We start from the raw sequence: 18755 nt of genomic DNA, 5'->3' as shown, positions 1-18755 counted from the left end.
TTCAGAAACCTGAAAAGCAGCCTGCTGAACAATGCCCTGGTGCTGAGAAGCCGTAAGGTTGAGTTGCTGGAGCAGGAGGTGTGGGGCATGTTGCTGGCTTACAACCTGATACGGCGTGAGTGACTAGTCCTGATATAAGTTGACACTTTTCTGTCTGTAAAACGCCTGATGAACGTCATCGGGCGTTTTGTATTTCAGAGCCAGGTGTGGCCGCTCATGGTTATAAATTGCCACGGACTCTTTGACCATTTCCCGGGCCTGCGCCAGGTCTGCAGGACGCGAGAGTAAAAACTCATTCTTCAGAATACCGTTTATTCGCTCAGCCAGTGCGTTCTGGTAGCAGTCGTAACCATCTGTCATTGAACAGGTTATCCCGTTTCTTTCATGGACTGACTGATAGAGCGCTGAGCAGTATTGCTGCCCTCTGTCAGAATGATGCACCAGGGGACTCGTCGTTATTCTCAGCCTCAGAGCCTGTCTGAACGCTTTTACCACATTTTCCGTCTGCAGGTTTTCCCCAACATGATAGCCCATAATTTTTCTGGAGCAGGCATCGGTGACCAGACTCAGATAGGCCGTGCCACTGCGCAGTGGAAGGTAGGTAATATCGGCGACCCAGACCTGTTCCGGTTCAAGAGCGGTAACCTGTTCAGGGCCTGGTTTGAGCAGGTTTGGATGCTGGTAGAAGCGATGATGACTGTTGGTGGTTTTGTGATATGCCCGTTTCACTGGCACCAGAAGCCGATTTTCGTCCAGCAGGTTAAACAGACGATCCCGTCCTATAGCCAGGTTTTTACAGGCCTGGGTGTTCAGCAGATAGTGCAGTTTACGCGTACCGATTCGTGGCTGACGACACCTGACGCGGGCAACAAACTTCAGAACCTGAGCATGCTGCTCCTGCCGTTTTCTGCGCATTGTGTTGTCCTGATACCATGCCTGTCTGCTGTGCCCCAGGAACTGGCATGCGCGCGTAACCGTTATTTTTGGGGCCGGACTTTGCGCGAGGACTTGCCGGGCCGCTTTTTTACGATACTCACTCCGTAATCATTTTTCAGGACATTAATAACCGACTCAAAAAAATCAGCTTTCTGGTTTGCCAGCTCAAGCTGTTCTTCAAGTTCCCTGATTCTTTGCTCGGGTGTCAGCGGGACAGTCGTCAGGGCCACAGGCAGTCTCCTCTTTACCAGATCAGGAAGTCCGGGGCTCCAGTCAAGCCGACCATATTTACGCAGCCAGACAAGAACAGTGGAGCGCCCCTGAATGCCATATCGTAGCTGGGCCTGTTTATAGGTCATCTCGCCTTTTTCGACCTGCTCAACGACGGCTATTTTAAAGGATAGAGGATAATCACGTTGGGTGCGTTTGAACTCAGTCATCATCACGTTCTCCGGATTTAAGTCAGGAACGTGTCAACGCTATTCAGGACGGGTCAGAGGCAACAAAAGCGGCTGAGAAACACAAAAAAGCGGCGTCAGAAATCAGCTTTAAGTTCGCGTTCCAGTTTATCGCGACAGAAATGATAGTGCTGGGAAATACGGCATCACCGGGGACTATCCCGAAACGACTGGAGCATCTGCGGGGTGCTCTGGAAGCAGTGTTCATAACAAAACGCCCCCGACCATCAAGGCCGAGGGCAGTTAAGATATCAAAAACCCGTTATCCGGTGAAACGCAGCACTGCTCCGCTTAAGTGAACGGCATTGAGCGAAGGTCAGGCTTTTCTGTTTCTGCGTGGTGGTAATGGCGGCGTATGCTGGAAGTTCATCAAGGATGTACATTTCCGCTGTACTGAGCCTGTCCTCTGCCAGACGCCAAGCGAGCTTTTGTCGCCATGCAGGCGTCAATACAGCTGGCATCCACCGAAGGGCCTCTTCGAGTTCTGACTGCATAAGTTGGGTGACAAGCTTTAAATCTTCCTCGCCCGCATGTTTACCCTTACGCAGACAATTGCTTAATTTCTCGTTATCGGCGGTCAGGTCATAACCATATTGCGGTACATATCGTGCTTTGATGGTTTCTGGTTGCTGGAGGATTTTGGTCATCCATACCGAAGCGATCACTTCTATGTCGTCCTGCGTTACGGTCTGCTCTGCTCGGGCGTTCTGAATGATGGTGTTGATTGCTGCCAGAGCGGCAGGGGCTTTGAGTTTGGCTTGGTGAAGGTCTTTCGTCTCTAGTGAACGTTTTAGTTCACCTTTGCCGATAGCTAAACGTAGCTCCTGAGGAACCGCTTTGCGGATGTAGTAGGTGCCGTTACGGTCTTTGGTAGGCTTTATCATAATGCCCATTTTGTACCACCTTTTTGTACCACCGGGAAGCGGGGCCGGAGGGGAGATAAGAGTGGTAACTACTGCTAAACCAACAAGTTGTTGACTCAGAAAGCAAAAACCCCCGCCGAAGCGAGGGTTATAAATGAGTGGTGCCCGGACTCGGAATCGAACCAAGGACACGGGGATTTTCAATCCCCTGCTCTACCGACTGAGCTATCCGGGCAACGGGGCGCATTAAACCTGATTCGCCTCGTCTCGTCAATCAAATTTCTTCAATTTACGGCAGACTGCACAATCTATCATCAGTTTGCCGTTATCGCTCGTAATGTCAGGCAAACCAGGTGGTCCAGGCGGCGGAAAGCGGCATTGCCAGAAGGAGGGCAGGAAGCATATTGACCACCGGAAACATTTTTATGCCGCAGATGCGTAAGCCGGTTGCCAGCAGCAATAAACCACCTACGGCGCTGAAGTCCGCCATCATCGACGGTGTGGTCAGCGGTAATATCAGCGCAGCAGCCCACGCCAGCGTTAACTGGATGATGAGCAATGGAATACTAATCACCGATACCGCAATGCCAAGTGAACAGGCGAAGATCATCGCTGTAAAGAAATCAAGAAATGACTTGGCGATTAAAATACTCGGATCGCCTGTCATCCCTTCATTCATCGCGCCGAAGATCCCGGTGCCGCTGGCACAAAACAGGACAATAATTGCGACAAAATTCTGAATAAAAGATTCATGCGCAGATTTCTTGCTCGAGTGACGAAACAGATTCTGCGCTTTAGCGACCGCAGTGTTGACGCCTTTTTCCAGCAGACAAATTTCGCCGATTAATGCCCCGAGTAGCGTAGCTAAAACCATCGCCGGAAGGTTGGCACATTTCACGACCAGTAAAATACCAATTCCCAGCGACGCCAGGCCAAAAATGGACGTCATAGAAACGCGGATGTGTTCCGGTAAGCGTTGGCTAAGCAGTGCGCCGAGGGCGCCACCCAGTAATACTGCACTTGCGTTGATAAAAGGGCCGATGACCACAAGAGTTCCTGTTAATTGTGTTGTTTGATGTTTTTATTATGAACTTTTTGCCCCGTCGATTGCTTGTCTGGTCGCAAAGTCCTGGCTTGCACGCGTTAGCGAAAAGTGCCATGATTGCGCGAATTTTCTCCTTCCTGTACGGAGCTTGCCTGATGCACGCCGCCTCCTTACATTCTTTCGCTTATCGCCGTTTCGCGCGAAATGTCTCCTGTTCTGTGACGCTGCTTTTTATGCGGTGACGTTAACGTATGCTCACTGCAGGGCAACAGTAAAATCAGAGCGTTTCTGCTTTTACTGATGTCTGGCGGTCGGAGCTGGTGACCAGTTTGACCCACATCTCATGGGGCAGGGGGTTCCACCTTGCCCGGTATTTTTACTTCCCCGAAACGGGTTTTGCGCTTATGAAATCAATGAGTATTGCCGCCAGTGGTGAACTGGTTTCCCGACTTTCTACCCATCGCCGCGTGGTGGCGCTGGAAGATACTGATTTTACGGACGTCGCGGCAGTCGTCATTACCGCTGCGGATAGTCGTAGCGGCATTCTTGCGTTACTTAAGCGCACCGGTTTTCATCTGCCGGTGTTTTTGTATTCTGAAGATGCGGTTGAATTGCCCGCGGGCGTTACGGCTATCATCAACGGCAATGAGCAGCAGTGGCTGGAGCTGGAATCCGCAGCCTGTCAGTATGAAGAGAATTTGCTGCCGCCATTTTATGACACGCTGACCCAGTACGTTGAGATGGGCAATAGCACCTTTGCTTGTCCTGGGCATCAACATGGTGCGTTCTTTAAAAAGCATCCTGCCGGACGCCATTTTTACGATTTCTTTGGTGAGAACGTCTTTCGCGCCGATATGTGTAACGCTGACGTAAAATTGGGCGATCTGCTTATTCATGAAGGTTCCGCAAAGGATGCGCAGAAATTCGCTGCCAAAGTTTTTCATGCCGATAAAACCTATTTTGTGCTGAACGGCACATCGGCAGCGAATAAAGTGGTGACGAATGCGCTGTTAACGCGTGGTGATCTGGTGCTTTTCGACCGTAACAACCATAAGTCGAACCATCACGGTGCGCTGATTCAGGCGGGGGCGACGCCGGTGTATCTGGAAGCCTCACGCAACCCATTCGGGTTTATCGGCGGGATTGATGCGCACTGTTTTAATGAAGAGTATCTGCGCCAGCAAATTCGCGACGTTGCGCCAGAAAAAGCCGAACTGCCGCGCCCGTTCCGCCTGGCGATTATTCAGCTGGGAACCTATGACGGCACTATCTACAACGCCCGCCAGGTGATCGATACCATTGGGCATCTGTGTGATTACATTCTGTTTGATTCCGCGTGGGTCGGGTACGAACAGTTTATCCCGATGATGGCGGATTGCTCACCGTTGCTGTTAGAGCTTAACGAAAGCGATCCTGGGATCTTTGTGACTCAGTCGGTGCACAAACAGCAGGCGGGATTCTCGCAGACGTCGCAGATCCATAAAAAAGATAACCATATCCGCGGACAGGCGCGTTTTTGCCCGCATAAACGGTTGAACAATGCTTTTATGCTGCACGCCTCTACCAGCCCGTTTTACCCGCTGTTTGCTGCGTTGGACATTAACGCCAAAATTCATGAAGGGGAGAGTGGGCGTCGGCTGTGGGCTGAGTGTGTTGAGATAGGGATTGAAGCGCGGAAAGCGATTCTTGCGCGCTGTAAGCTGTTCCGCCCGTTTATACCGCCAGTTGTTGATGGCAAATTGTGGCAGGATTATCCGACGTCAGTGTTAGCCAGCGACCGCCGTTTTTTCAGTTTTGAGCCGGGGGCGAAGTGGCACGGCTTTGAAGGATATGCCGCGGATCAGTATTTTGTTGATCCCTGCAAGCTGTTACTCACTACGCCGGGTATCGATGCTGAAACCGGCGAATATAGCGATTTTGGCGTTCCAGCGACGATTCTGGCGCACTATCTGCGTGAGAACGGCATTGTGCCGGAGAAGTGCGATCTCAACTCCATTCTGTTCTTATTAACTCCGGCGGAAAGCCACGAGAAGCTGGCACAGCTGGTGGCGATGCTGGTGCAGTTTGAACAGCATATTGAAGATGACTCGCCGCTGTCTGAAGTCTTGCCGAGCGTTTATAACAAATACCCGGTGCGCTATCGCGACTATACCCTGCGCCAGTTGTGTCAGGAGATGCACGATCTGTATGTCAGTTTCGACGTCAAAGACCTGCAAAAAGCGATGTTCCGCCAGCAGAGCTTCCCGCCAGTGGTGATGAATCCCCAGGACGCGCATAGCGCTTATATTCGTGGTGAAGTGGAGTTGGTGCGCATTCGTGATGCCGAAGGGCGAATTGCGGCGGAAGGCGCGCTGCCGTATCCACCTGGCGTGCTTTGCGTGGTGCCAGGAGAAATGTGGGGCGGAGCGGTCCAGCGTTATTTCCTTGCGCTGGAAGAAGGCGTGAATTTGCTGCCGGGATTTTCGCCGGAGCTACAAGGTGTCTATAGCGAAACCGATGCGGATGGAATGAAACGGTTATACGGTTATGTGTTGAAGTAAGAATAAAAAACGGGGCACCTTCTGGCACCCCGTTTTTCTTTGCGTAATTAGTGGTTAACAGTTTGTGTACCGGCAGGGACACGAACGTGTTTGTATTTAAACATCGCCATGAATGCGAAGGCCAGAATCACGGAGTAACCTGCAAAAATCAGCCATACGGTCTGCCAGTCGGTAATGCCGTTTTGGGTGTACATCTCAACCACTTTACCGCTCACGATGCCACCGAGGATACAGCCGAAGCCGTTGGTCATCATCAGGAACATCCCTTGCGCACTGGCGCGAATCGCCGGGCTAACTTCTTTTTCGACAAACACCGAACCAGAGATGTTGAAGAAGTCGAACGCACAGCCGTAAACAATCATCGACAGAACCAGCAGTACGGTGCCGAACGGAGTCGGGTCGCCGTAAGCAAACAGCGCAAAACGCAGGATCCATGCCACGATACTGATCATCATTACGTTCTTAATACCGTAGCGGCTTAAGAAGAACGGGATGGTCAGAATGAACAGGGTTTCAGAGATTTGCGAAATCGACATGATGATTGACGCATGCTGCACAATAAAGCTGCTGGCAAACATCGGATCTTTGTCGAAGCTGTGCAGGAAGGTATTACCGAACATGTTGGTAATCTGCAGTTCCGCGCCCAGCAGCATCGAGAAGATGAAGAAAATCGCCATACGCTTGTTTTTAAACAGCGCGAATGCATCGAGGCCGAGCAGCGTCGTCCAGCTCTGATTAGCTTGCTGTTTAGCAACCGGAATATACGGCAGCGTAAAGGTGAACAGCACCAGAACGGCGGAGAGTGCTGCGCCAATATATAGCTGCATGTGGCTCAATTCAAAGCCAGACAGGCTCACAACCCACATCGCCATGATAAAGCCGATAGTACCCCAGATACGGATTGGCGGGAAATCAGTCACGATATCCATTCCTGCATTTTGCAGGCGATAGTAGGAGATGGTGTTGATTAACCCAAGCGTTGGCATATAAGCAAACGAGTTAATCAATATCACGAGGAACATCGCCTCCGGAGTGGTAACTTGTGCCGCCATGAAGAGGGTGATTGCGCCGATGGTGTGACAAATAGCATACACCCATTTCGCACTTAACCATTTGTCGGCCACAATCCCCAGCAAAGCAGGCATAAAGACCGCAGCGATACCCAGCGAGCTATAAACAGCGCCAATGGAAGCACCGTCGAACTTCAGGGTAACGAACATATATGAGCCGAGGGTCGTCAGCCAACTTCCCCACAGACAGAACTGCAGAAAAGAGAGGATTTTCAGCTGCAGCTTAAGATTCATGTTAATTTCCTCACATCGTGATGCGGATGAGTGTTTTAAAAAGCACATTTGACCGTGCAAGATGATGCGATTCTATCAACTTCACTGACTGTTTTTTTGTTATCCGTAGCAAATAATTGCAAATAATCTCAATTTGCAAGGCGAAATTGTGATGCGTATAACACTTTGTCTCGGAGTATTGTTAGAGGCAAAGGTGAAATTATCGGCGGCGGTAAGATTTCTGCGCCATGTTCACTTTATAAAGATAGCGACGAGATTCCGCAGACGGATGGCGGGTTGTCAGCGTCTGATAAACATCGCCCGGCGTCATAGTATTTATAATAGCGGCAGCCTGAATTTTATCGTTCGAGAAGACGCGTAATACGCTGCCTGCACCACCGTTATAGGCGGTGATGACGGCATAACGCCGCGACGTTGGGTTATCAATTCCGCCGAGATAAACATTATTCAGCATCGCCAGATACGCGGTGCCGGTATCAATATTGCTGGCAGGATCAAACAAGAAACTGCGGCTCGGCGTGCCGGATTTCCCCTGTGAGCGGAACACATCTTTCCCGGCAGTATGTTGTACCACCTGCATTAATCCCAGCGCATCGGAACGGCTGACCGCATACGGGTTAAAGGAAGATTCGGTCTGCATAATCGCCAGAATCAGCGACTCATCAACGCCATATTTCCGTGATGCCTGGCGGACCATGCCGAGATATTTGTGCGCACGTTTATCAAGGTGGTTCGGCACCATGTTAATGGTCACGCTGTAGATGATACGCAGCCCGTTGCTGCGGCTTTTGAGGCGGTTTTTCAGCAGATAATCCGCGAAGTTACTCGCACGGCCTTCCCAGCGAATCGGCTGCCCGGTGTTATCCACCACCTGACCGTAAAGGAAAGGTTCTTTCGAAATCGTAATATCATCAACGTCGGAATAGAGATCGACCGAACTCGGATCGTCGCCCATCAATAATGTTTTGATAATTGCCCGGCGCAAATGCGCAGCAGGTTCTGTCCCGGCGATGGTTTCGATAGTGATCGTACCGTCATCGAAGTTGATGTGGCTGCGGGTCTGATATTGATCGGTGTATTTCACGTAGTCCTTAGGACCGGCGATCACCACCTCTTTGAATCCCCAAATGTTCTCAATATTGTGGGCAAATTGCCCCATCAGAATATCAAAACCGTTGGTATCTTTGACCCAGGCTTCATTATAGGTATCGCCTTTTTTGGTCGTCGAACAGGAAATGAGCAACGGCGCAATCAAAGCCAGCGCGAGATATTTTTTCATCATTCCGGGTGCGTGTTGTGTTTGTTTTTATGCAAGTTGCCGGAGGCGTGCTCCGGCACTGTTTTTATTTTTTATCTTCCGGCGTATAGCCCTCGATATGCACCTCTTTACCTTCGAACAGGAAGTTAACCATCTCCTGCTCCAGCAGCTTGCGGTGCTCGGCATTCATCATGTTGAGTTTCTTTTCATTAATCAGCATGGTTTGTTTGTGCTGCCACTGCGCCCAGGCTTCTTTGGAGATCTCGTTATAGATGCGTTTTCCCAGTTCGCCGGGGTACAGCTGAAAATCCTGACCTTCTGCTTCACGCTGCAGGAAAGTACAAAAAATCGTTCTGCTCATAAATCATCCTCTTTATCGACTCACGCGCTAAACCGGCGCGCCAGTGCGTAACTGCTGTAACAAACGCTCCACGGGAGCCGCCAGGCCAACTGACGGCGGTTGCGCTAAGTTATACCAGAGCGCATTGCCTTCATCCATGCAGTCGGTGAATGACGACACGGGAAGCCACATAGGCACAATATCTAAGTGGAAATGGCTGAAGGTATGCCGAAACGCGGTCAGTTGCGTCAGGTTATCGGCAGCAATCTGCCGTTGTGCCAGCCATTCTCGCAAACTTTCTTCGTCGGCAAACTGTGGGAAACAGTATAAACCGCCCCACAATCCGCTCGGCGGACGCTGCGCCAGCAATACTTCATCTTCGTGCTGTAACAGCAGAAAGTAACCGGTGCGCTCCGGCAGCGTCTGTTTCGGCTTTTTGCCCGGATAAAGCGACCAGCTATTATTGGCGGCGGCAATACAACCGTTTTGCAGCGGGCAGAGCGAGCATTTCGGCTTCGAACGCGTACAAATCATCGCACCTAAATCCATCATCGCCTGATTAAACCGCTCCACGCCAACCGCGGGCGTCACCTGCTCGCTCAAACTCCATAATTTATTCTCGACCTCTTTTTTCCCAGGCCAGCCGCTTACAGCATAGCAGCGCGCCAGCACGCGTTTGACGTTACCGTCGAGAATCGGAAAGTGCTTACCCAGAGAAAGTGAGAGAATCGCGCCAGCAGTGGAACGCCCGACGCCCGGTAACGCCGCAACTTCTTCAAAGGTTTCCGGGAAATTACCGCCGTGTAAGGTGGCAACGTGTTGTGCCGCTTTATGCAGATTGCGCGCGCGGGCGTAATAGCCAAGCCCGGTCCACAAGTGGAGAACTTCGTCGAGCGGCGCGTTGGCGAGATCGGTCACCGTCGGGAAGCGCGCCATAAAGCGTTCAAAATAGGGGATTACGGTCGCAACCTGAGTTTGTTGCAACATCACTTCTGAGAGCCATACTTTGTAGGGCGTCTTGTCAATTTGCCAGGGCAGCGTTTTCCGCCCGTATTTATCGTACCAGTCCAGAACCTGGGCTGAAAATTGCGACGCTTGCATGGTCACCGAATTCACTGTTGTGGGGGGCAAGATTGCAGCACAGCCGCGGCGGGGTGTAAACCGGAACTTTCCGCAGCCACGGCCTTATCATGCTTGCATCCGGCAACTAACTTTGGATAATGCCCGTTTTCAGAACACTTTCACAAGCGACTAAATCTTTATGAAAAACGACGTCATTTCACCGGAATTTGATGAAAACGGCCGCCCACTGCGCCGTATCCGTAGTTTTGTGCGCCGCCAGGGGCGACTGACCAAAGGCCAGGAACATGCGCTGGAAAACTACTGGCCGGTGATGGGCGTTGAGTTCAGCGAAGATATGCTGGATTTCCCGACGCTGTTTGGCCGTGAAGCGCCGGTGACGCTTGAGATTGGTTTTGGCATGGGGGCGTCGCTGGTGGCAATGGCTAAAGATCGCCCTGAGCAGGACTTCCTCGGCATTGAAGTGCATTCACCGGGCGTTGGGGCTTGCCTGGCTTCCGCGCATGAAGAGGGCTTAAGCAACCTGCGCGTGATGTGTCACGACGCGGTCGAAGTGCTGCATAAAATGATTCCTGACAATTCATTGCGCATGGTGCAACTCTTTTTCCCTGACCCGTGGCACAAAGCGCGCCATAATAAACGCCGTATCGTTCAGGTGCCGTTTGCTGAACTGGTAAAAAGCAAACTGCAGCTGGGTGGCGTATTCCATATGGCGACCGACTGGGAACCTTATGCGGAACATATGCTCGAAGTGATGTCTTCTATTGACGGTTATAAAAACCTGTCAGAGAGCAATGATTACGTACCGCGTCCGGCATCACGTCCGGTGACGAAATTTGAACAACGTGGTCATCGTCTTGGTCACGGAGTATGGGACTTAATGTTCGAGAGGGTGAAATAATGGCAAAGAACCGTAGCCGTCGTCTGCGTAAAAAAATGCACATCGACGAATTCCAGGAATTAGGATTTTCGGTGGCATGGCGATTCCCGGAAGGTACATCGGAAGAGCAGATTGATAAAACCGTTGATGACTTTATTAACGAGGTTATCGAACCGAACAAACTGGCCTTTGACGGCAGCGGTTATCTGGCCTGGGAAGGTCTGATCTGCATGCAGGAAATCGGCAAATGCACCGAAGAACATCAGGCGATTGTGCGTAAGTGGCTGGAAGAGCGCAAACTGGATGAGGTACGCACCAGCGAACTTTTCGACGTTTGGTGGGACTAATAAAGCATACGGGCGATGACAAATGCAAAACTGCCTGATGCGCTACGCTTATCAGGCCTACAAAGATGCACGATCGAGTAGGCCGGATAAAGCATTTACGCCGCATCCGGCATGGACAACGTGTACTTTGTTATCAATCTGGGGCCAGCAAATGCTGGCCTGATTTGTTCTTGAGGGAAGACTATGATGCGCAAAATGCTGCTGGCGGCAGCACTTTCAGTGACGGCAATGACCGCTCACGCCGACTACCAGTGCAGCGTCACGCCGCGTGACGATGTGATTGTCAGCCCGCAAACCGTGCAGGTGAAGGGCGAAAACGGCAATCTGGTGATCACGCCAGACGGCAATGTGATGTACAACGGCAAGCAATATTCACTGAACGCCGCCCAGCGCGAGCAGGCGAAGGATTATCAGGCCGAACTGCGCAGCACGCTGCCGTGGATTGATGAAGGTGCGAAAAGCCGCGTAGAGAAAGCACGCGTTGCGCTGGATAAAATTATCGTTCAGGAGATGGGCGAAAGCAGCAAAATGCGCAGCCGTCTGACCAAACTTGATGCGCAGCTGAAAGAGCAGATGAATCGCATTATCGAAACGCGCAGCGATGGCCTGACGTTTCACTATAAAGCCATTGATCAGGTTCGCGCCGAAGGTCAGCAGTTAGTGAATCAGGCGATGGGCGGAATTTTGCAGGACAGCATTAACGAAATGGGCGCGAAAGCGGTGCTGAAAAGCGGCGGCAACCCGTTACAGAATGTGCTGGGAAGCCTGGGGGGACTGCAATCCTCAATCCAGACCGAGTGGAAAAAACAGGAAAAAGATTTCCAGCAATTTGGCAAAGATGTTTGTAGCCGTGTTGTGACTCTGGAAGACAGCCGTAAAGCCCTGGTCGGAAATTTGAAATAATCCTCTAGTTTAAGACGGCATAATGCTTTTTTATGCCGTTTAATTCTTCATTTTGTTACCTGCCTCTAACTTTATAGATCTCCAAAATCTATTCACAAAGTAAATTGTTTAACGTCAAATTTCCTATACAAAGCTAAGGGATAATACGTAGCGTTCACGTAACTGGAGGAATGAAATGGAGTTTTTCAAAAAGACGGCACTTGCCGCACTGGTTATGGGTTTTAGTGGTGCAGCATTGGCATTACCCAATATCACCATTTTAGCGACTGGCGGGACGATTGCCGGTGGTGGTGACTCCGCAACCAAATCTAACTACACAGCGGGTAAAGTTGGCGTAGAAAATCTGGTCAATGCGGTGCCGCAACTGAAGGACATTGCGAACGTTAAAGGCGAGCAGGTCGTTAATATCGGCTCCCAGGACATGAACGATAATGTCTGGCTGACACTGGCGAAAAAAATTAACACTGACTGCGATAAGACTGACGGCTTCGTTATTACCCACGGTACCGACACGATGGAAGAGACTGCTTACTTCCTCGATCTGACGGTGAAATGCGACAAACCGGTGGTGATGGTCGGCGCAATGCGCCCATCCACCTCCATGAGCGCAGACGGTCCATTCAACCTGTATAACGCGGTAGTGACCGCCGCTGATAAAGCCTCCGCCAATCGTGGCGTGCTGGTAGTGATGAACGACACCGTACTGGACGGTCGCGATGTCACCAAAACCAACACCACCGACGTAGCGACCTTCAAGTCTGTTAACTACGGCCCTCTGGGTTACATTCACAACGGTAAGATTGACTATCAGCGTACCCCGGCACGTAAGCACACCAGCGACACGCCGTTCGATGTCTCTAAGCTGAATGAACTGCCGAAAGTCGGCATTGTTTATAACTACGCTAACGCATCCGATCTTCCGGCTAAAGCCCTGGTAGATGCGGGCTATGATGGCATCGTGAGCGCTGGTGTGGGTAACGGCAACCTGTATAAATCCGTGTTTGACACTCTGGCAACCGCCGCGAAAAACGGCACTGCGGTAGTGCGTTCTTCCCGCGTACCGACGGGCGCTACCACTCAGGATGCCGAAGTGGATGATGCGAAATATGGTTTCGTTGCCTCCGGCACGCTGAACCCGCAAAAAGCACGCGTTCTGCTACAACTGGCTCTGACGCAAACCAAAGATCCGCAGCAAATCCAGCAGATTTTCAATCAGTACTAATCACTTCGCCCCGGTATTGCGCCGGGGCTTATTCACTTCAGACTCACGTCCATTGCTAATTATTATTACCCTGATGATAATCACTGAAATAAATTATTCCGCGCGAGGGTGTTCCGGTGAAAAAGCAATGGATTGTAGGCACGGCGCTGCTTATGTTGATGTCTGGTAATGTCTGGGCCGATGGCGAACCGCCAACTGAAAATGTCTTAAAAGATCAATTCAAAAAGCAGTATCACGGCATTCTCAAGCTTGATGCCATCAGCTTAAAAAATCTTGATGCCAAGGGTAATCAGGCCACCTGGTCAGCGGAAGGCGATGTCTCTTCCAATGACGATCTCTATACCTGGGTCGGTCAGTTGACCGATTATGAACTGCTGGAACAGACCTGGACGAAAGATAAACCAGTAAAATTCTCGGCGATGTTAACCAGTAAAGGAACGCCCGCGTCTGGCTGGACGGTGAACTTTTACTCTTTTCAGGCGGCAGCCAGCGATAGTGGGCGGGTGGTCGACGATATTAAAACGAATAATAAATATCTGATCGTAAATAGCGAAGATTTCAATTATCGCTTTAGTCAGCTTGAATCAGCGTTGAATACCCAGAAGAACTCGATTCCTGCGCTGGAAAAGGATGTAAAAGAGCTTGATAAGCAAATGGTGGCGGCGCAGAAAGCAGCAGATGCCTATTGGGGAAAAGATGCAAACGGCAAGCAAATGACCCGCGAAGATGCCTTTAAAAAAATTCACCAACAGCGTGATGAGTTTAATAAACAGAATGATAGCGAGGCGTTCGCGGTTAAATATGACAAAGAGGTTTATCAACCGGCGATTGCGGCATGTCATAAACAGAGTGAAGAGTGTTATGAAGTGCCGATTCAGCAGAAACGGGATTTCGATATCAACGAACAACGGCGACAGACTTTTCTACAATCACAAAAACTTAGCCGTAAATTGCAGGATGACTGGATAACGCTCGAAAAAGGGCAATATCCGTTAACGATGAAAATTTCAGAAATAAACAGTAAAAAAGTCGCGATTTTGATGAAAATTGACGATATCAACCAGGCTAATGAACGCTGGAAAAAAGATACCGAACAATTGCGGCGCAATGGGGTGATTAAGTAATTGTTGCGATGACGCATGAGTTGTAGCCGGATGTTGCGTACACGCCGCATCCGGCAATACAAATTTACTCAGCCAGAAAAAGCTCCAGCAGCGAATTTAAAAACAACTTCCCATGTTCCGTTATCTGCCAGTAATCCGCACATTCTGTGAGATAGCCCTGAGCGATAGCCTCGTCTAACTGAGGGCGAATAACCTCTTCTGAAAGGCCAGTATACTGGCTAAACTCCACGCGCGGCGCGGCCTCCAGCAGACGGAAGCGATTCATAAAGAACTCAAACGGCTTATCTGCGGCTTCGACATCACGCTGGCTTTCCAGATACCGCCCCTGCATAAAACCGCGCGGATGCCGCGTTTTGGTGGTACGCAGAATGCGCCCATCCGGGAAGGTCACTTTGCCGTGCGCGCCGCAGCCAATACCGATGTAGTCGCCAAATCGCCAGTAGTTGAGATTGTGCTGGCACTGATAACCGGGCTTAGCGTAAGCGGAAGTTTCATATTGCTGATAACCTGCCGCGGTTAACAACTGATGCCCCTGTTCGAAAATATCCCATAACGCATCCTCGTCCGGCAGTACGGGAGGGCGCGAGCCAAACAGCGTATTGGGTTCGATGGTCAGTTGATACCAGGAAAGATGCGGCGGATTCAGTTCAATGGCCTGGCGCAGATCGCCTAGCGCCTCTTCCAGTGATTGATCCGGCAGCCCGTGCATCAAATCGAGGTTAAAGCTACGCAGCCCCAGTCCGCTTGCCAGTTTTGCTGCACGTTTCGCTTCTTGCGGGCCATGAATGCGCCCAAGTCGTTTCAGCTTTTCTTCGCTAAAACTCTGTACGCCAATAGAGATGCGGTTCACGCCAGCACGCTGATAATCAACAAAGCGATCGGCTTCAACCGTACCAGGGTTCGCTTCCATAGTAATTTCTGCATCCGCTGCCAGCGGCAAACGCGCACGCACGCCGTCCAGCAGCGTTTGCATCGCCGGGCCGGAAAGCAGGCTCGGCGTACCACCGCCAATAAAGATTGTCTGCACTTCACGGCCCTGAGCGTAAGCCACATCGTTGTCCAGATCGCAAAGCAGATGCTGAACGTAATCGTCGTGCGGCACTTCCCCTTTCAACGCGTGAGAGTTGAAATCGCAGTACGGGCATTTCTGCACGCACCACGGGATGTGAATGTAGAGACTCAGCGGCGGTAATTTAACCATTACGTAAAGCGTCCAGCAGCAGTTTCAACGCCCGACCACGGTGAGAAATGGCGCTCTTTTCTTCGCGGGTCAGTTCGGCAGCGGTTTTCCCTTCGGAAGGTACGAAGAAGATTGGATCATAACCAAAGCCGCCAGTACCCGCTGGTTCACGAGTAATCACGCCCGGCCAGCTGCCGTGGCACACCAGCGGAGTGGGATCTTCCGCGTGGCGCAGATATACCAGCACGCAGTGGAAACGCGCCTGACGTTGGTCGTCCGGTACGTCTTTCAGTGTTTCCAGCAGTTTTTGCAGATTCTTTTGATCGGTCGCGTCTTCACCGGAATAACGCGCGGAGTAAATACCCGGCGCGCCACCCAGCGCATCTACCGCCAGACCGGAGTCGTCGGCAATTGCCGGTAAACCGGTCACTTTTGCCGCATGGCGCGCTTTCAGAATCGCGTTTTCGATAAATGTCAGGCCGGTTTCTTCAGCGGAATCTACGCCGAGGTCTGTTTGGGCCACGATATCAAGACCGAAGTCGCTAAGCAGCGACGCCAGCTCACGCACTTTACCGGCATTGCCGGTTGCGAGGACAACTTTTTGCATAGGATACCTAATTAATTAACGCCGCGATTTCTGGCGGGATTTGTTGCGGATTAATGATTTTAATTTGTTTGTGGCGGCCAAGTTCGCCTTTCTCAATCACCACCTGGCTTTTGGCAACCCGGAATTGCTTACCGAGAAACTTCACCAGATGGCTGTTGGCCTGGCCGTCAACCGGCGGCGCGGTAATGGCGACTTTTACCTCGTCGCCATGTAAACCGACAATTGAATCACGGCTGGCTTTCGGCTGAATATAGAGCCGTAAAACCAGACCGTCATCATTAACTGTTACGGCACTCATAACGCCATCCACAGCCCCGGCAGCAGCATGTTTCCGGTCGCCTGCAGCACTTCTGCGACACCCATATTAATGACATACAGTAGCAGAACGAGGATCATCGGCGAGAAATCAATCCCACCCATTGCCGGTAGCAGGCGGCGAATCGGACGCAGCAGTGGATCGGCAAGTTGAATCAGCACATATTCAATTGGGCTACGACCCTGGCTTACCCAGCTCATAATCGCCATCACCAGCAGGACCCAGAAAATCAGCAGGCCGATGGTTTTCAGCAGAATCAATAAACCGGCAATCCAGATGATCGGCAGGAAGGTCACCACTTTAAACAGCACGATGGCTTTGATGAAACTGAGAATATAGGCAACCAGCAGCGAGGCGCTATCAATTGGCCCCATTGCCGGAATAACGCGGCGCAGTGGCCCGATAATCGGTTGTGTCACCTTCACCACAAACTGTGAGAAAGGGTTATAAAAATCACAATGAGCCCACTGCATCCAGATGCGTAATAACAGCACCATGGTATACAGCTCAATGACCGTTGAAAGCAGGAAAGTCAACGTATTCATGGCGTTCTTAAGATTCCTTATTTTTTAGAGTAATCACGTGCACCAAAGATGGCAGTGCCGATACGAACCATCGTGCTACCTGCCGCAATGGCGGCTTCCATATCGTCCGACATTCCCAGAGAGAGCGTGTCGATATGCGGGTAGCGCGTTTTCAGTCCGGCAAATGCTACAGCCATTTGGCGTGCAACTTCAAACTGCCTTACATATTCTGACTCAGGCGCCGGGATTGCCATCAGCCCGCGTAGACGTAAACGCGGTAGTTCAGCGACCGCCGCTGCCAGCTCGTCCAGTTCCGCCAGTTGAATCCCTGACTTGCTGTTTTCATCACTAATATTAATTTGAATCAGTACGTTAAGAGGGGGAAGTTCTGCCGGTCGCTGGTCGTTCAGGCGTGTGGCGATACGCAAACGGTCGATGGTATGACACCAGTCGAAATGCTCTGCCACCAGGCGGCTTTTATTAGACTGCAACGGGCCAATAAAATGCCATTCTAATCTTGTTACGCCCAGCTCCTGAAAGTGGCGAATTTTATCTACCCCTTCCTGAACGTAGTTTTCACCAAATTGACGCTGCCCGGCATCAATGGCTTCTGCGATGGCGCTCGCAGGTTTTGTTTTACTGACTGCAAGCAGCGTAATTTCTTCTGGAGAACGGCCGCAACGCGTTGCAGCCGCTGAGATTTTGTCCCGGACCTGTGCCAGGTTATGCGCAATATCGTTCATTTTCCGAGGATCTTAGTATGAATATGGAAGAAATTGTGGCCCTTAGTGTAAAGCATAACGTCTCTGATCTACACCTGTGCAGCGCCTGGCCCGCACGATGGCGCATTCGCGGCAGAATGGAAGCTGCGCCGTTTGATGCGCCGGACGTCGAAGAGCTACTGCGGGAGTGGCTGGATGACGATCAGCGGGCAATATTGCTGGAGAATGGTCAGCTGGATTTTGCCGTGTCGCTGGCGGAAAACCAGCGATTGCGCGGCAGTGCGTTCGCGCAGCGGCAAGGCATATCTCTGGCGTTACGGCTGTTACCTTCGCACTGCCCGCAGCTCGAACAGCTTGGCGCACCACCGGTATTGCCGGAATTACTCAAGAGCGAGAATGGACTGATTCTGGTGACGGGGGCGACGGGGAGTGGTAAATCCACCACGCTGGCGGCAATGGTTGGCTATCTCAATCAACATGCCGATGCACATATTCTGACGCTGGAAGATCCTGTGGAATATCTCTATGCCAGCCAGCGATGTTTGATCCAGCAGCGGGAAATTGGTTTGCACTGTATGACGTTCGCATCGGGATTGCGGGCCGCATTGCGGGAGGATCCTGATGTGATTTTGCTCGGAGAGCTGCGTGACAGCGAGACAATCCGTCTGGCGCTAACGGCGGCAGAAACCGGGCACCTGGTGCTGGCGACATTACACACGCGCGGCGCAGCGCAGGCAGTTGAGCGACTGGTGGATTCGTTTCCGGCGCAGGAAAAAGATCCCGTGCGTAATCAACTGGCAGGTAGTTTACGGGCGGTGTTGTCACAAAAGCTGGAAGTGGATAAACAGGAAGGACGCGTGGCGCTGTTTGAATTACTGATTAACACACCTGCGGTGGGGAATTTGATTCGCGAAGGGAAAACCCACCAGTTACCACATGTTATTCAAACCGGGCAGCAGGTGGGGATGATAACGTTTCAGCAGAGTTATCAACAGCGGGTGGGGGAAGGGCGTTTGTGACGTTGCTGTGCCTGATACGAATTGTAAACATGCCCGATGCGCAAGCTTATCGGGCCTACAAACGTAGTCATTCACGCCGCGTCCGGC

At 51.3% G+C, this 18755-nt stretch carries 19 protein-coding genes, 1 tRNA gene and 1 pseudogene; 8 read left to right on the top strand and 13 right to left on the bottom strand.

Annotated elements, in window-relative coordinates; genetic code table 11:
- Positions 1-123 precede the first annotated feature (123 nt).
- Positions 124-1379, bottom strand: a protein-coding gene (locus FEK42_RS13055) for an IS3 family transposase (protein WP_138211848.1) whose coding sequence is annotated in 2 segments (ribosomal slippage) — positions 124-1028 and positions 1028-1379 — 1257 coding nt in all. Because the reading frame shifts where the segments join, the coding sequence is not laid out codon by codon here.
- Between the two features lie 53 nt (positions 1380-1432).
- Between FEK42_RS13055 and FEK42_RS13050 the strand changes: the two are divergent.
- Positions 1433-1693, top strand: a pseudogene (locus FEK42_RS13050) (IS4 family transposase); the annotation flags it as partial.
- On the opposite strand, the gene FEK42_RS13045 reads toward FEK42_RS13050, so the two are convergent.
- From FEK42_RS13045 to FEK42_RS13035, 3 genes are all read right to left on the bottom strand, one after another.
- A complete protein-coding gene (locus FEK42_RS13045) occupies positions 1646-2287 on the bottom strand; it encodes a DUF6538 domain-containing protein (RefSeq protein ID WP_135492986.1) in 642 nt (213 codons plus the stop codon). The pseudogene FEK42_RS13050 and the gene FEK42_RS13045 overlap by 48 nt on opposite strands.
- 129 nt (positions 2288-2416) lie before the next feature.
- Positions 2417-2492: transfer RNA gene (locus FEK42_RS13040), tRNA-Phe, on the bottom strand.
- Positions 2493-2597: 105 nt separating this feature from the next.
- Entirely contained in the window at positions 2598-3305 is a 708-nt protein-coding gene (locus FEK42_RS13035; RefSeq protein ID WP_130207927.1) for a DUF554 domain-containing protein, read from the bottom strand.
- Between the two features lie 401 nt (positions 3306-3706).
- Between FEK42_RS13035 and speC the strand changes: the two genes are divergently transcribed.
- Positions 3707-5842, top strand: a complete 2136-nt coding sequence (gene speC / locus FEK42_RS13030) for an ornithine decarboxylase (RefSeq protein ID WP_135492985.1) — start codon at positions 3707-3709, stop codon at positions 5840-5842.
- A 47-nt stretch (positions 5843-5889) separates the two neighbouring features.
- Here the strand turns inward: speC and nupG are convergent, their stop codons facing one another.
- The 4 genes from nupG to mutY all read right to left on the bottom strand — a co-directional run bounded on the left by nupG (position 5890) and on the right by mutY (position 9845).
- Positions 5890-7146 (bottom strand): nucleoside permease NupG, encoded by a 1257-nt coding sequence (gene nupG, locus FEK42_RS13025; protein ID WP_130207923.1) that lies wholly within the window; start codon positions 7144-7146, stop codon positions 5890-5892.
- A 199-nt stretch (positions 7147-7345) separates the two neighbouring features.
- Positions 7346-8425: a membrane-bound lytic murein transglycosylase MltC gene (gene mltC, locus FEK42_RS13020; RefSeq protein WP_130208053.1), complete on the bottom strand. Its 1080-nt coding sequence runs from the start codon at positions 8423-8425 to the stop codon at positions 7346-7348.
- 64 nt (positions 8426-8489) lie between these two features.
- Positions 8490-8765 (bottom strand): oxidative damage protection protein, encoded by a 276-nt coding sequence (locus FEK42_RS13015; protein ID WP_000091700.1) that lies wholly within the window; start codon positions 8763-8765, stop codon positions 8490-8492.
- Between the two features lie 27 nt (positions 8766-8792).
- Entirely contained in the window at positions 8793-9845 is a 1053-nt protein-coding gene (gene mutY, locus FEK42_RS13010) for an A/G-specific adenine glycosylase (RefSeq protein WP_135492984.1), read from the bottom strand.
- A gap of 160 nt (positions 9846-10005) precedes the next feature.
- On the opposite strand from mutY, the gene trmB reads away from it, so the two are divergent.
- The 5 genes from trmB (at position 10006) to FEK42_RS12985 (ending at position 14300) form a co-directional block, all read left to right on the top strand.
- The gene (gene trmB / locus FEK42_RS13005; RefSeq protein ID WP_021542238.1) at positions 10006-10725 is read left to right on the top strand and encodes a tRNA (guanosine(46)-N7)-methyltransferase TrmB; all 720 of its coding nucleotides are present in this window, start codon (positions 10006-10008) and stop codon (positions 10723-10725) included.
- Positions 10725-11051, top strand: coding sequence for a YggL family protein (locus tag FEK42_RS13000; RefSeq protein WP_001107564.1), 327 nt, complete (start codon positions 10725-10727; stop codon positions 11049-11051). Before trmB ends, FEK42_RS13000 begins: the two co-directional genes overlap by 1 nt.
- A gap of 183 nt (positions 11052-11234) precedes the next feature.
- On the top strand, positions 11235-11954 hold the full coding sequence (locus FEK42_RS12995; RefSeq protein WP_000984799.1) for a DUF2884 family protein: 720 nt from the start codon (positions 11235-11237) through the stop codon (positions 11952-11954).
- 175 nt (positions 11955-12129) lie between these two features.
- The gene (ansB, locus tag FEK42_RS12990; RefSeq protein WP_000394125.1) at positions 12130-13176 is read left to right on the top strand and encodes an L-asparaginase 2; all 1047 of its coding nucleotides are present in this window, start codon (positions 12130-12132) and stop codon (positions 13174-13176) included.
- A 116-nt stretch (positions 13177-13292) separates the two neighbouring features.
- Positions 13293-14300, top strand: a complete 1008-nt coding sequence (locus tag FEK42_RS12985; protein WP_138211847.1) for a DUF1202 family protein — start codon at positions 13293-13295, stop codon at positions 14298-14300.
- Between the two features lie 64 nt (positions 14301-14364).
- Here the strand turns inward: FEK42_RS12985 and hemW are convergent, their stop codons facing one another.
- Genes hemW through yggS form a run of 5 tightly spaced genes read right to left on the bottom strand, consistent with a single transcriptional unit; the run spans position 14365 to position 17670 of the window.
- Positions 14365-15501 carry a radical SAM family heme chaperone HemW gene (hemW, locus tag FEK42_RS12980; protein WP_135492983.1) on the bottom strand — a complete coding sequence of 379 codons (1137 nt, stop codon included), beginning with the start codon at positions 15499-15501 and terminating at the stop codon, positions 14365-14367.
- Positions 15494-16087 (bottom strand): XTP/dITP diphosphatase, encoded by a 594-nt coding sequence (locus FEK42_RS12975; protein WP_130207915.1) that lies wholly within the window; start codon positions 16085-16087, stop codon positions 15494-15496. Before FEK42_RS12975 ends, hemW begins: the two co-directional genes overlap by 8 nt.
- A 7-nt stretch (positions 16088-16094) precedes the next feature.
- Positions 16095-16385, bottom strand: a complete 291-nt coding sequence (yggU, locus tag FEK42_RS12970) for a DUF167 family protein YggU (protein WP_001277222.1) — start codon at positions 16383-16385, stop codon at positions 16095-16097.
- A complete protein-coding gene (gene yggT / locus FEK42_RS12965; RefSeq protein ID WP_001094831.1) occupies positions 16382-16948 on the bottom strand; it encodes an osmotic shock tolerance protein YggT in 567 nt (188 codons plus the stop codon). The genes yggU and yggT overlap by 4 nt, the downstream gene beginning before the upstream one ends.
- 17 nt (positions 16949-16965) lie before the next feature.
- Positions 16966-17670, bottom strand: coding sequence for a pyridoxal phosphate homeostasis protein (gene yggS / locus FEK42_RS12960; protein ID WP_000997803.1), 705 nt, complete (start codon positions 17668-17670; stop codon positions 16966-16968).
- 17 nt (positions 17671-17687) lie between these two features.
- Here yggS and FEK42_RS12955 point away from each other — a divergent pair, with 17 nt between their 5' ends.
- Positions 17688-18668, top strand: a complete 981-nt coding sequence (locus tag FEK42_RS12955) for a type IV pilus twitching motility protein PilT (RefSeq protein ID WP_001349546.1) — start codon at positions 17688-17690, stop codon at positions 18666-18668.
- Positions 18669-18755 lie beyond the last annotated feature (87 nt).

It is taken from the genome of Escherichia sp. E2748 (assembly GCF_005781125.1).
Taxonomy (GTDB): domain Bacteria; phylum Pseudomonadota; class Gammaproteobacteria; order Enterobacterales; family Enterobacteriaceae; genus Escherichia.
The sequence above is the reverse complement of the archived record's forward strand: the minus strand, read 5'-3'. Positions and strand labels throughout refer to the sequence as shown.